Below are 13440 nucleotides of genomic sequence, written 5' to 3' on the forward strand. Positions count from 1 at the left end.
GGCCGCGAGGTCCCCGGCGCGCCGTCCAGCACACCGGGGACCGTTCGCAGGCGCGTCCGCGTCGCTACTCGCCCGAGGGGCCGGCCAGTTCCTCGCCCGGAGCCACCGGCACGCCGAACTCGGGCGTGCCGTCCTCGTTCCACGTGATGGGCTGCGCCCGGGTCGTGCGGGAGGCGCCGCAGCCGTCGGAGGCCGAGGGGTTGGCGTGGTAGACGACCCAGGTCTCGGTGCCGTCGGGGGAGGTGAAGAACTGGTTGTGGCCGGGGCCGTAGACGCCGGCCGCGTCGTTGCGCTCGAAGACCGGCTCGGGGAACTTGCGCCAGGCGCCCGGGTCCATCGGGTCGCCGGTCAGCTCCAGCAGCCCCAGCTTGTAGTCGGGGGTGTCGCAGTGCGAGGCGGAGAAGGTGACGAAGGTGCGGCCGTCGTGCTGGAGGACGGCGGGGCCCTCGTTGACGCCGGCGCCCGACATCTCCCAGTCGTGGGTGGGGGTCGCGATCCGCACGCCCGGCGAGGCCGGGGTCCAGGGGTTCTCCATCGGGGCGACGTAGATGTTCTGCGTGCCCTCCCAGAAGGAGTACAGCATGTACAGCTCACCGTTGTCGGTGGTGAGGTAGGTGCTGTCGATCATCCACCGGTCGTCGCCGTACGGGTCGACCTGGCCCTTGTAGGTGTACGGGCCCATGGGGTCGGTGCCCGCGCTCTCCAGCACGTGGACGTTCTGGTGGTCGATGTCCTGGGCGACGCCCGCGCTGTAGGTGAGGTACCAGCGCTGGCCGTTCGGCCCGTCGAGGAGGTGCAGCTCCGGGGCCCAGAAGTTGCAGCAGCGCTCGGGGGCTGACTCCTCGTAGACCGTCACGGGGTCGGCGGAGGCCAGTCCGCCCAGGGTGGGGGCGGTACGGATCTCCCAGTGCGAGGCCCAGGTGGTGGCGATGTGGTAGTACGCGCCCTCGTGGTGGACGATCGACGGATCGGCGGCGTTGGGGCCCGGCACGACCGGGTTGGTGAACGCGGCGGTGGGGGACGGTCCGTCGGCGGGAGCACCGGGGGCGGTGGGGGCGCCCGGAGTGTCCGCGGCGTCCGCGGCGGCCTGGGCGGTGGCGCCACCGTCGCGGCCCGCGTCGGTGCCCGCGGTGGCGGCCTGGCCGCCCGGCCCGAGCAGGAGCGCCGTGCCGCCGACCGCGGCGGCCAGCAGGACGGCGAGGAGACGACGGTGTCGGCGCCGCCTCCGTGGGGGTGTGGGGGTGGGTGTGGGGGTCACAGCGGCTCCTCTGCGTGCCCGATATATCGAACGTGCTTCGGAATTACGTACGTTGGGACGCTACGACAGCCCCGCCGCTTTGTCACGACCCCGACCCGCGAGCGAGACCGAGGCGCGTCACGTTGACGCGAAGGCGACGGTCGGCGACCCGAGCGCGCCGCGCACCCGACCGCCGAGGAGCGCACGACCGTCGCGCGACCGCCGCCCGACCCGGTCGGGCGACCCGATCGGGCGAGCCCGCGTCGACGGGCCCAGTGAACCGTTTCCTCTCCTCCGCCGTAGCCGGACTCGTGGGCGTCGTCACGCGCGCCCCGTCGGCGCACTCACGGCCCATTCGTGAAGCGGAGCGCCCCGTCACCTCGAAAGATTTCGGTCATACAGGGCCAATTATGAAAATTTATCGATTTCTTGACCAGATGCGGACACTGCTGACATCGTGTGGCCCCATGCGAACAGACACACGCCCCCCGGCGCCCTTATCGAACGCACGGCCGGACGCGCCCACCGCCGCCCAGGCGTCGCCGAACGGAGGTCCCCGCCGGTGCCCGGCGACCGGATGATCACGCTCCCCGGCGTGGACCGGATCCGCACGCAGGATCCGAACAACCACCTGCACTGCCGGACGGGCCAGCTCCTGGCGTACGTCGGCGGCCAGACACCCTGGACCGACCTGCTGATGTACGGGGCGCTGGGCTCCACCTCGGCGATCTACCGCCACTGCTACCTGCTCGGGCGGGACCGTTGGGCGTTCGACACCCCGTACGGGACCGGCGCGGACCTGCGCCTGCTCGGCTTCGAGGTGTTCGAGGCCGGGACCGTCGACCTGGCCCGCTTCGAGTCCGGCCTGGCCGGGTTCATCGCCGCGGGGCAGCCGGTGTTCTTCTACGCGCCCCGGCACCACTTCCCCTACTGGGTGGAGTTCATGGACCGGGTCGGAACGGTCCCCGAGGAGTACGCGTTCCTGCACTCCTACCTGGTCTGCGGCACGAGCGACACCGACGTCCTGCTCGTCGACAACATCGCCGACGACCACGAGTTCTTCACGGAGACCGTCGGATGGGACGTGCTCCGCGAGGGATACGCCCGGGAACCCGACCGCTGGTTCACCGGCTGCGCCACCGTCCGGAAGGTCGCCGACCCCGACCGGGACGGCTTCGAGGCCGCGTACCGCGCGTTCCTCGCCACCTTCCGCGACGACTTCGAGCTCTACGACGCCGTCGGCGACAACCTCGTCACGGAACGCGCGACGGTCGCCGCCACCTACCGCGCGCCCGGCGTCAACAGCCTGGCCCTGCTGGCCGGCTCCCGCACCCTGTTCTGCCGGTTCCTGGCGCACACCGCCCACAGCGAGCGGCTCCGCGCCGCGTACGCCCGGATCGCGCAGCTCGCCACCGCGCTGTCGGACCGGGTCAGCGCCTTCCAGGAAGGGCTGCCCGCGCTGCCGGCGGACCGGCTCCGCCGCGGCCTGGCGCACCTACGGACACGCGAACAGCAGGCGGCACGGCTCCTCGTCGACGAGGCGGCCGACCTTCCGCAGATCCTGCTCCCGGCCACGGTCAGTAGCCGGTAGCCGCACACCGCGAGGGACACGTGCGACAGTTATTCCTCTTCAGCGGCCTTGCCGGCATGCAGGGCCCGCCACTCGCCGCACTCCGAGCGCTCTACGCCCGCCCGGAGAACGCGCGGTACTTCGCCGCCGCGACCGAGGCGGTGGCGCGCGTCCTCGACCACGTCGGCGCGGACGCCTACCGCCGGGAGCTGCCCGGCGGCATCCCGTTGACCGCCTGGCTGCGCGGCGACACGCCCGACGCCGCCACCCTGGCGCACTCCGTCGTGGACGGCCTGTGCGCCCACATCTACCACCTGTGTCTCCTGCAACCCGCGATCGGCGCCACGCACCACGACCGGCCCGCCCCGGTGGCCGCCATCGGCCACAGCATGGGCCTGGCCGGCGCGATGGTCGCGGGGCTGCGCATGATCAGCCGCCGCGAGTACACCGCGTTCTGCCACGACCTGATCGCGATGACCGCCCTGACCCTGATCCGCTGCCACCAGGGGGCACCGCCCCGGATGGGCGCGGCCACGCCGATGGCGGCCGTGCAGGGCGTGCCGGCCGAGGAGCTGCGTGAGCTCGTGACGGGCTCCCCCGTCCACCTGGCGCTCGCGAACTCCGCCCGCTCCCACGTGCTGGCCGGCGACCCGGCCGACCTCGCCGCGTTCCGGGCGAGCCACGCGCGGCGGCTGACCGAGCCCGGGGTGCGGTGGGCGTACCTGCGCAGCACCGCCCCGTTCCACACCCCCCTGATGGAGCCGGCGGTGCGCGCCGCGCTGGCGGACCGGTCGCTCTTCATGACGTTCCCGCTCACCGGCGAACTGCTGGCCATCCCGGTGTACGTCGCCGACGCGCCGACCAACCTCCAGCACCGCCACGACCTGCTGGCCGAGGTCCTCACCCACTCGGTGAGCCGGCCGCTGGACTGGCCCGGCACGGTCCGCGCCGCGATCGAGGACTGCCGGCCCGACCACGTCGTCGACTTCGGTCCCGGACCCTCCGCCCGGATGTTCACCCGGCAGAGCCTGCGCGGCAGCCACGACGGCCTGCGCTACCACAGCGTCCCCGAACCAACCGCCGCAGCAACCGCCTGACAAGGAGCGTCCACGATGCACTGTCTGGTCTTCCCGGGCCAGGGCGTACAGCGCAAGGGCATGGGAGAAGAACTGTTCGCGCGGTACCCGCGCGAGACCGCCGCCGCGTCCGAGGTGCTCGGCTACCCCGTGGAACGGCTGTGCCGCGACGACCCCGACGACCGGCTCTCCGACACCCGCTACGCGCAGCCCGCCGTCTTCCTCGTCAACGCGCTGTCCTGGCTGCGCCGCGAGCGCGACGGCCGGCGGCCCGACTACGTCGCCGGGCACAGCCTGGGCGAGTTCAACGCGCTGGTGGCCGCCGGCGTCGTCGACCTGATGGACGGCCTGGCGCTGGTCCGTCGCCGCGCCGAGCTGATGGCCGAGGTCACCGACGGCGCGATGGTGGCCGTCGTCGGGCTCGACTCCTCGCGGGTCGAGGCGACGCTGCGCGGCGCCGGCCTCAGCCTGGTCCACGTCGCCAACCGCAACAGCGACCGGCAGGTGACGGTGGCCGGCGAACGGCGCCAGCTGGGGCTCGCGGTCAGGGCGCTGCGCGGTCCGGGCGCCCGGGTGCTGCCGGTGCCCGTCAGCGGCCCGTTCCACACGCCCCTCATGGCCTCGGCCGGCCGGGCGTTCGCGAGGGTCCTGCGCGAGTACACCTTCCGCGCCGGGCACACGCCCGTGATGTCCAGCGTCACCGGCGCCCCGTTCGTCCCCGAGCAGGCCGTCGAGCTGCTGAGCCGGCAGATCTCCCACCCGGTGGAGTGGGTGCGCACGGTCCGGGCGCTCCGCGCGGCCGGCGTCGACCACTTCGACGAGGTCAACGGCACCACCCTCACCGCCTTCATCGCCCGGATCACGGCACAGCCCACGGAGGAACGCGTATGAGCACGCCCACGACCTCGCAGTCGACCCCGCCCTCGCGCTCGACCCCGCCCTCAGGCTCGGCCTCGACCACGGACGTCGCCGTCGTCGGACTGTCGGTCGAGGTGCCGGACGCGCCGAACCAGCACGCCTTCTGGGACATCGTCCGCACCGGCCGCAGCCTCACCCGGCCGTTCCCCGCCCGGCGGCGCCGCGAGCTGGAGGAGTACCTGCGCTACCACTGGGAGACGGCGCTGGTACCCGACACCGAGGACGACATCGCCTTCCACGACGGCAGCTTCCTGGACCGGATCGACCTGTTCGACCACGAGTTCTTCGGCATGACCCCGAAACAGGCCGCCGCCACCGACCCGCACCAGCGGCTGATCCTGCGCACGGCGTACCGCGCGCTGGAGGACGCCGGCTACACCGGCGACCGGCTGGCCGGCAGCCGCACCGGCGTGTACGTCGGCTACGCGGCCAACCCCGGCTGGTCGTACATGGAGTACTTCTGCCGCATCGACCCGGCGCTGGGCCAGCTGGGCATCACCGGCAACATCGTCACGATGCTGGCCAACCGGCTGTCGTACGTGTTCGACCTGCGCGGCCCCAGCATGGTGGTCGACAGCGCCTGCTCCGCCTCCCTCCTGGCGCTCCACCAGGCCAGGGCGGGGCTGCTGCTCGGCGACTGCGAGATGGCCGTCGTGGCCGGCACCCGGATCACGCTCGCGCCCATGCGCCACCCCCACACCCGGATCGGCATCGAGTCCTCCGACGGCGAGACCCGCACCTTCGACGAGAGCGCCGACGGCACCGGCTTCGGCGAGGGCTCGGGGGCGGTCGTCCTCAAGCGGCTGGACCGGGCGCTGGCCGACGGCGACCAGGTCTACGCGGTGATCAAGGGCAGCGCGGCCAACCACGACGGCCGCTCCGAGATGATGACCGCGCCCGACGCCCGCGCCCAGGCCGAGCTGCTGCGGGCCGCGTGGCGGGAGGCCGGCGTCGAGCCCCGCTCGATCGGCTACCTGGAGGTGCACGGGACCGCCACCCGCGTCGGCGACCCGATCGAGTACGAGGGGCTGCGGCGGGCGTTCGCCGACGGCACCGACGACCGGGGGTTCTGCGCGGTGGGCTCGGTGAAGGCGAACATCGGCCACCTCTTCGAGGGCTCGGGCGTGATGGGCGTCATCAAGGCCGCGCTCGCGCTGCGGCACCGCGTGATCCCGCCGCTGGCGAACTACACCCGGCCGAACAACGCGATCGACCTGGCCGAGGGACCGGTGTACGTGCCGCTGGAGGCGCGCCCGTGGACGGCGGAGGACGGCCCCCGCCGCGCCGGGGTCAGCGCCTTCGGCCTCGGCGGCACCAACGCGCACGTCGTGCTGGAGGAGTTCGTCCCCACCCCGGCGCCGACGGCCCCGGCCCCGACCCCGTCGCCGGCGGCGACCGCCAGGGAGGACCGGCCGCCGTACCTGTTCACCCTCAGCGCGCGGACCCCCGCGTCGCTCGCCCGGCTCGTCACCCGCTACCGCGAGGCGATCGACGACGGGCGGATCGACGGCGACATCCGCGACGTCTGCTGGACCTCGAACGTCTCCCGCGCCGGACACGCCCACCGGCTCGCCTACGCGATCGCCGATCTGCCCGCGCTGCGGGCGGCGCTGGCGGCCACGGAGGCCGGCCAGGTGCCGGACGCCGCCCAGGCCGACGCCGCCCGCGCCTGGGCCGGCGGCCGGGAGCTGGACCTGCGCGCGCAGTACGACGAGCGCGAGGGGCAGCGGCCCCGCACCGTGCACCTGCCGCCGTACGAGTTCGACGAGACCCGCGCCTGGATCGACTTCCCCGACACCTGGCGCGAGCGGTTCGCGCTGGCCACGCCGCGCGTCGACCACCCGGTGACCCACGAGGTGTCCTTCGCCCCGGCGCCGCTCGCGACGCCCGGCGGCCCGGCGGGCCGCGTGATGGCGGTGGTGAGCCCGGCCGCCGCCGACACCGTGGCCGCCGCCCTGCCGCGGGACGCGGTGCTGCTCACCCCGGACGCCACCAGCGCCACCGCCGACCTGGACGGGCTCGCCGAGGAACTCGTCGACGGCGCGTACACCCACCTCGTGTACGCGCTCGCCTTCGACGACACGGCGGCGGCCGACCCGGCGACGCTCGACCACCGCGTCGAGACGCACCTGACCGGCCTCTTCCGCCTGGCGAAGGCGCTGATGCTCGCGGGCGCGCGGATCGACCTCGTGGTGCTGACCCGACGGGCGCTCGCGGTCGTCCCCGGGGAGCCCGGGATCGTCCCGGAACACGCGGCGCTCGCCGGGCTGGCCAAGGCGATCGCCCGGGAGTACCCGTACGTCACCGTGCGGGCCATCGACGTCGACGACGCGGTGCCGGCGACGCTGCTGGGCGCGGAGATCCTCGCCACGCAGGCCGGCGTGTACGCGCTGCGCGGCGGCGAGAAGTACCGCGAGTCCTTCGCCGAACTGCCGGAAATCCCGGCGGTCCGCGCGACCTACCTGCGACCCGGCGGCGCCTACCTGATCACCGGCGGCCTCGGCGGCATCGGCCTGGAGACGGCCCGGCACTTCGCCGAACGCGCCCCCGACAGCCACCTGTACCTGCTCGGCCGCACCGGCCTGCCGCCGCGCGCCGAGTGGGAGGCCGTCGCCGCCGACCCACGGCATCCCGCGTTCGCGCGCGTCACCGCGGTCCGCGAGATCGCCGCGCTCGGCCCGGAGGTGCACCCGGTCGTCGCCGACGTCGCCGACGAGGCCGCGTTGGCCGCCGTGGTGGACACGATCCGCGCCGCCCACGGCCGACTGGACGGCATCGTGCACGCCGCCGGCGTGCCCGGCGACAACCTCATCGCGTACCGGGACGAGGCCGGCTTCGCGTCCGTGCTGCGGCCGAAGCTGCGCGGCGCGTTCCTCCTCCACCACCTGACCCGGGACGACAGGCCCGACTTCGTGCTGCACATGTCCTCGGTCGCGGCGGTCTTCCCGGCCCTCGGACAGGCCGACTACGCCGCCGCGAACTTCTACCTCGACCACCTGGCACGCACGCTGAACACCCCCGAGCACCGCGTGGTCAGCGTCGACTGGGTCGCCTGGCGGGAGGTCGGCATGGCGGTCGCCGCCGGCGCCAACGAGGACCTGGCGTTCCGGTCGCTGCGCACCCGCGCCGGGCTCGACCTCGTCGACGCGGCCCTCCGGGGCGACCGGGCGGGGTTCTTCGCCGGTGAGGTCAACTACGGGAGCGAGTTGATGAGCGTCCTGCGGACGTACCACGTCACCCTCTCCCAGGACATCACGGACAAGATCGATCTCGGGATGGTGGCGCTCGAACAGCGGATACAGCAGAAGGTCGCCCGCGTCCGCGAGGCCGTGGAGAACACCGAGGTGCGCCTCACCGGACGCGAGGACGACAAGTACACCGACAGCGAACGGATGGTGGGCCGCTGCCTGGCGCACGCCCTCGGCTATCCCGCGATCGACGTGCACGCCGACTTCCGTGACATGGGCGGCGACTCGATCATGGCGCTGACCATCGGCAACAACATCACCGCCTGCCTGGGCCGCCCGTTCGACACCGTCGACCTGATGAGCGAGCGCACCGTCGTCGCCGTCGCGCGGCTCATCGACACCAAGTACGACGCGGACGACACCGACCTCCCGGACGACGACTCCTGGCTCGACGAGCTGCTCACCTCGCCCGGAGAGCCCGGAGAGCCCGGAGAGCCCGGAGAGCCCGGAGAGTGACGTGCCGGACCTGACGCGGGGCCCGGTCCTGACCGGCGTCGTCGGGATCGCGGCCCCGCTCTCCCTGGCCAACCTCCTCCAGCAGGGGTACCTGCTGGTCGACAGCGCGGTCGTCGGCCGCTACGTGGGCGTCACCGGGCTGGCCGCGATGGGCGCGGCGCAGCCGCTGTACACGATCCTGACGTCGCTGTTCACCGGCGTCTCCGCCGCGTTCTCGGTGCGGCTCGGGCACCTCGCCGGCGCCGGGCGGCGCGACGACCCGAGCACGCTGGCGGCGCTCGCGGTGTGCACCGCCGGGTGGTCGGCGGTCTGCGCCGTGGCCGCCGTCCTGGCCACCGGCCCGCTGCTGACGCTCGCGGGCGTGACGGGCGAGGTCGCCGCCCAGGCCCGCACGTTCATGGTGACGCTCGGCGCGGGCATGGTCGCGGTCTACGCGCTCGGCGCCGTGTGCGCCGTCCTGACCGGCCGCGGCGACGCCCGCGCCGCCACCGGCCTGATGATCGTCGCGAGCGTGCTGAACGCGGCGTTCGCCTGGCTGTTCGTCGGGCCCTGGCGGCTCGGGATCGCGGGCGCGGCGCTCGCCGTGCTGGCCGCCAACGCCCTCGCGGCGGCGCTCGGCCTCGCCCGCCTGGTGCGCGAGCAACGCCGCCGCCCGCCCGGCCCGGACCGGGTCACGGCCGCCACGGTGCGGGCCGAGGTGCGGCGGGGCCTGCGGATCGGGACCCCGATGGCCGCGCAGTACCTCCTCGTCGGCGTGGGCGTCCTGGTCCTGGTCTGGATCATCACGCCGTTCGGGGAGTCGGCCCTCGCCGCGCTGACCGTCGTCGCCCGGCTGGAGCTGCTGACCAGCGTCCTCTTCCTCACCCTCTCCGGCGCGCTGATGGTCTTCACCGCGCAGAACACCGGCGCCGGGCACGCGGTGCGCGTCCGGGTGGGCGTCCGCCACACCGCGTGGCTCACCGTCGCGCTCACCGCGGCCGTCACCCTTCTCCTCCTCACCGGGCGCGGGCCCATCGCCGCCCTCTTCTCCGACAGCCCCGCCACGCGCCTGATCACGGAGCGCTACATCCTCATCACGGCGCCGTTCTTCCTCTGCTACACCCTGATGGTCGTGCTGCACGGCTGGTTCAACGGCATCGCCCGCACCGTCGTGCCGTTGGCCTGCACGGTGGTGTCGCTGGGCGTGGTCCGGCTGCCGTTGTCGTACGCGCTGGGCCAGGCGTGGGGCGTCGACGGCGTCATGTGGGCGGCGGTCGTCGGCTGGGCCGTGGGCCTGGCCTACACCCTCCTCGCCACCCGCCGCGCCCTCACCACCCCACCCGCGCCACCCCCGCCGGCGGCACCGGCACCGGCGCCGGCACCGGCACGTACGAAACGAGACGCCCCCTCGATGACCCCCCCCCACCACCCCACCCGCCACACCGTCCGCCACGACACCCCATCCGACACCGGAGGGCAGGGCCGACCGATGATCCGCTCCCTCTTCGTCAGCGACATCCTGCCCCGCCGACCCGCCAACGGCGCGGTGCGGCGCATGGACGTGGTCACCCACGCCCTCGCCGAACTCGGCCCCGTGGACGCCCTCTTCCTCGCGCCCCCGGACGCCGCGCCGCCCCCGCCCGAGGAGACCGCCCACTTCGCCCGCACCGGCACCGTCACCATGCCGGCCTACTCCGGCGCCCGCGCCTTCCTGGAGATCGCCGCCCGCGGCCCGTCCGCCGCCCACGCCGCCCACCAGCGCCGCGCCCTCACCCGCGCCGCCGCCCTGCCCGCCTGGTCCACCGACACCCGCTACACGCTGGTGTGGTTCAACCGGGAACGCGCCTGGCTGCCACTGCGCGGCCGGTTCACCGGGCGCACCGTCGTCGACGTGGACGACTTCGAGGACGTGCTGATCCGCCGCTGGGCACGGCTCGGCCGGGGCGTGTGGGGCGTCCCGCTGACGCCGTGGCAGCGGACGCAGGCGCGCCGCTCGATCGCCTGGTGGGAACGCGTCCACCAGCGGCTGGCACGCGAGGTGGACGTGGCCGTCGTCGCCTGCGCCGACGACATGACCCGCCTGAACGCGGCCCACACCGTCGTGGTCCCCAACACCTACCCCGCTCCCCCCTCCCACCCGCCTCACCCGCCTCACCCGTCGGGCTCGACGATCCTCTTCCAGGGCTCCTTCGACTGGCCGCCCAACGCGGACGCCGCCGCCTGGCTGACGCGCGAGATCCTGCCGCTGATCCACGAGCGCGTCCCCGACGCACGCGTCGTGCTGGCGGGCGCGTCGACCCCCGAGGTCGCCGCCCTGGCGGGCCCCCACGTCGAGGTCGCCGGCGCGGTCGAGGACATGACGCCCCACCTGCGGGCCGCCGACCTGGTCGTCGTCCCGCTGCGGGTGGGCAGCGGCACCCGCATCAAGATCCTCGAAGCCTTCGCGCACGGCGTCCCGGTGGTCAGCACCACGATCGGCGCCGAGGGCCTCGACGTCGTCGCCGGCGACCACCTGGCCGTCGCCGACACCGCCGCCGCCCTGGCCCGCCACTGCGCGGACCTCCTCACCGACCCCTCCCTCGGCAAGGCCCTCACCACCGCCGCCACCCGCCTCCACACCAACCGCCACCTCCCCGAACACGCGGCCACCCGCGTCCGCTGGGCCGCCCTCCGGGCGGCGGGCGCGTAGCCCTCACGGCGGCGGGCCGGGAACGGCGGTCACGTCCCGTCAGCGGTCCGGGGGGAGACCGGGCGCTCGAAGAAGGTCTCCAGGACCACCGTGGCCTGCGTCCCGCTGACCCCGTCGATCGCGTAGATCCGACGCAGCACGTCCTGGAGCTGCTCGGTGGTGGCGGTCCTGACCTTCACCAGCACCGACGCGCTGCCGGCGATGATGTGCGCCTCCATGACCTCGGGGAGCGCCGCGAAACTCTCCGCCGAATCCCCCATCCAGGAGGTCGAGTCGACCATCACGTAGGCCAGCACGCCGGCGCCCACCGCCACCGGGTCCACCTCGGCGGTGGTGCGCCGGATGACGCCCCGTTCCCGTAGCTTCCGCACGCGCTCGTGCGCCGCGCCGGCGGACAGTCCCACGCCCCGGCCCAACGCCGCGTAGGACTGGGTGGCGTCCTGCTGGAGCTGCGCCACCAGGGCGCGATCAATGTGATCCACGACTCTCCGTTCGGCCAAGTCTTGCCATCACCATATGTCATCCTCCACTCTTCCCGAAACACCGAACCACCTTCGGCCATCGCTGCCCGACCAGGAGGAGAACCCCCATGACCAGCGAGCGGCGGCCCGCGCTGTACGAGATGTTCGACGACCGGTTCCGCACCGGGCGGTGCATGTACGGCGACGACGGCCTGGAGGTCCTGTACACCGGCTGCCGCTGGGCCGAGGGCCCCGTCTACGTCCCCGCCTGGCGGCAGGTGGTCTGGAGCGACATCCCCAACGACCGCATGCTGCGCTGGGACGAGGAGACCGGCGCCGTCAGCACCTTCCGCCGCTCAGCCGGGCACACCAACGGCAACACCCTCGACCGCCAGGGCCGACTCGTCACCTGCGAGCAGGGCAACCGCCGGGTCACCAGGACCGAACACGACGGCACGGTCACGGTGCTGGCCGACCGCTGGCAGGGCAAGCGCCTGAACAGCCCGAACGACGCGGCGGTGAAGTCCGACGGCTCGATCTGGTTCTCCGACCCGGACTTCGGCATCACCAGCGACTACGAGGGCTTTCGCGGGGACAGCGAGATCGGCTCCAACAACGTCTACCGCGTCGACCCCGCCACCGGCGAGGTCCGGCTGGTCGCCGACTGCTTCGGCGCCCCGAACGGCCTGGTCTTCTCCGCCGACGAGCGACGCCTGTTCGTCTCCGACACCCGGGCGGGCTTCATCCGGGTCTTCGACGTCCGCGAGGACGGCACGCTGTCGGACGGCGAGATCTTCGCCGACGCCACGGCCCGCGAGGACGCCCGCTTCGACAACCTCCGCTTCGACGACGCCGGCCGACTCTGGGCGGCGGCGATGACCGACGGCGTGCACTGCTACGCCCCCGACGGCACCCTCATCGGGCGGCTCGACGTCCCCGAGGCGGTCTCCAACATCTCCTGGGGCGGCACCAAGCGCAACCGCCTCTTCATCACCGCCGAGACCAGCCTCTACTCGGTGGTCACGAGCGTCACGGGCACACACCCGACCGGCCCGGGCCCCAGGCCCTGGCGGGACACGGCACCTCGTTGACCCCGACCACACGTCGCCCAGGCGTTCCCCCTCCCGGTCGATCACCTACCGTTCGAGGACGGACGGACACCAGCACCCCGAGGAGTTCGCATGGCCACCATCCACCGCACCACCATGACGCCCACCAAGCTGGAGTTGCTCACCGCGTGGCTGCCGAAGCAGACCTGGTACCTGGGCAGCACGGCCACGCCCGAACTGGTGAGGGCCGGCGGGTTCCGTCTGGACGATCCGGAGGGCGAGGTCGGCATCGAGATCATGGTCGTGGTGGACGCCACCACGCCGGAACCGGTGGCGTACCTGGTCCCGTTGGGCTACCGAGGTGAGGCGTTGGAGGGCGTCCCCGAGGAGGCGCTGATCGGCACCTCCGAGCACGGGGTGCTCGGCACCCGCTGGATCTACGACGGCGCTCACGATCCGGTGGTGACGGCGCGGCTGCGCGCGCTCCTGCGCGGCGAGGCGACGCCGCAGCACCAGAGCCTGAGTGACACCCCTGACCCGACCGTCACCGTGCACGGCACCGCCCCCGTCGACGGCCTCGACGTCCACCTCAACCGCGTCCTGCGACCGGCGGAGCCCGCACAGAACCCGCCCGCGCACCTCGTCGCCGGGTGGACCTGGCCGGACGGAACGACCGCCCGCGCCGTCCTCGCGGTCGCCTCGGCCGTCGCCCCACGCTAGAAGGCCGCGCGAACGGTCCTCCAGCACCGTGCCCGCC

The 13440-nt window shown here is 73.7% G+C and carries 9 protein-coding genes; 7 read left to right on the forward strand and 2 right to left on the reverse strand.

The genetic code is table 11. The features are described 5' to 3' along the window. Window positions 1-64: 64 nt before the first annotated feature. The gene (locus ACTWP5_RS05730; RefSeq protein WP_443219626.1) at window positions 65-1258 is read right to left on the reverse strand and encodes a glycoside hydrolase family 43 protein; all 1194 of its coding nucleotides are present in this window, start codon (window positions 1256-1258) and stop codon (window positions 65-67) included. A gap of 541 nt (window positions 1259-1799) precedes the next feature. Between ACTWP5_RS05730 and ACTWP5_RS05735 the strand changes: the two genes are divergently transcribed. The 5 genes from ACTWP5_RS05735 to ACTWP5_RS05755 are packed head-to-tail and all read left to right on the forward strand — an operon-like array spanning window position 1800 to window position 11173. Beyond that, on the forward strand, window positions 1800-2828 hold the full coding sequence (locus ACTWP5_RS05735) for a hypothetical protein (protein WP_443219627.1): 1029 nt from the start codon (window positions 1800-1802) through the stop codon (window positions 2826-2828). A 20-nt stretch (window positions 2829-2848) separates the two neighbouring features. Continuing rightward, window positions 2849-3904: a hypothetical protein gene (locus tag ACTWP5_RS05740; RefSeq protein WP_443219628.1), complete on the forward strand. Its 1056-nt coding sequence runs from the start codon at window positions 2849-2851 to the stop codon at window positions 3902-3904. Window positions 3905-3919: 15 nt separating this feature from the next. Then, entirely contained in the window at window positions 3920-4774 is an 855-nt protein-coding gene (locus tag ACTWP5_RS05745) for an ACP S-malonyltransferase (RefSeq protein WP_443219629.1), read from the forward strand. Further along, entirely contained in the window at window positions 4771-8505 is a 3735-nt protein-coding gene (locus tag ACTWP5_RS05750) for an SDR family NAD(P)-dependent oxidoreductase (RefSeq protein ID WP_443219630.1), read from the forward strand. Before ACTWP5_RS05745 ends, ACTWP5_RS05750 begins: the two co-directional genes overlap by 4 nt. A 1-nt stretch (window position 8506) precedes the next feature. Further along, the gene (locus ACTWP5_RS05755) at window positions 8507-11173 is read left to right on the forward strand and encodes an MATE family efflux transporter (protein WP_443219631.1); all 2667 of its coding nucleotides are present in this window, start codon (window positions 8507-8509) and stop codon (window positions 11171-11173) included. Window positions 11174-11202: 29 nt separating this feature from the next. Here the strand turns inward: ACTWP5_RS05755 and ACTWP5_RS05760 are convergent, their stop codons facing one another. Continuing rightward, window positions 11203-11655, reverse strand: coding sequence for an Lrp/AsnC family transcriptional regulator (locus ACTWP5_RS05760; RefSeq protein ID WP_443219632.1), 453 nt, complete (start codon window positions 11653-11655; stop codon window positions 11203-11205). 107 nt (window positions 11656-11762) lie between these two features. On the opposite strand from ACTWP5_RS05760, the gene ACTWP5_RS05765 reads away from it, so the two are divergent. Next, on the forward strand, window positions 11763-12725 hold the full coding sequence (locus tag ACTWP5_RS05765; protein WP_443219633.1) for an SMP-30/gluconolactonase/LRE family protein: 963 nt from the start codon (window positions 11763-11765) through the stop codon (window positions 12723-12725). Between the two features lie 90 nt (window positions 12726-12815). Beyond that, a complete protein-coding gene (locus ACTWP5_RS05770) occupies window positions 12816-13403 on the forward strand; it encodes a maltokinase N-terminal cap-like domain-containing protein (protein ID WP_443219634.1) in 588 nt (195 codons plus the stop codon). The last annotated feature ends 37 nt before the right edge of the window (window positions 13404-13440 follow it).

Origin of the sequence: Streptomyces sp. 4N509B, assembly GCF_052245655.1 — a bacterium.
GTDB lineage: Bacteria > Actinomycetota > Actinomycetes > Streptomycetales > Streptomycetaceae > Streptomyces.

Excerpts from the sequence above, each read along its gene's own strand:
- ACTWP5_RS05750 (WP_443219630.1), top strand. The coding sequence starts at position 4,771 with ATGAGCACGCCCACGACCTCGCAGTCGACCCCGCCCTCGCGCTCGACC.
- ACTWP5_RS05745 (WP_443219629.1), top strand. The coding sequence starts at position 3,920 with ATGCACTGTCTGGTCTTCCCGGGCCAGGGCGTACAGCGCAAGGGCATG.
- ACTWP5_RS05765 (WP_443219633.1), top strand. The coding sequence starts at position 11,763 with ATGACCAGCGAGCGGCGGCCCGCGCTGTACGAGATGTTCGACGACCGG.
- ACTWP5_RS05770 (WP_443219634.1), top strand. The coding sequence starts at position 12,816 with ATGGCCACCATCCACCGCACCACCATGACGCCCACCAAGCTGGAGTTG.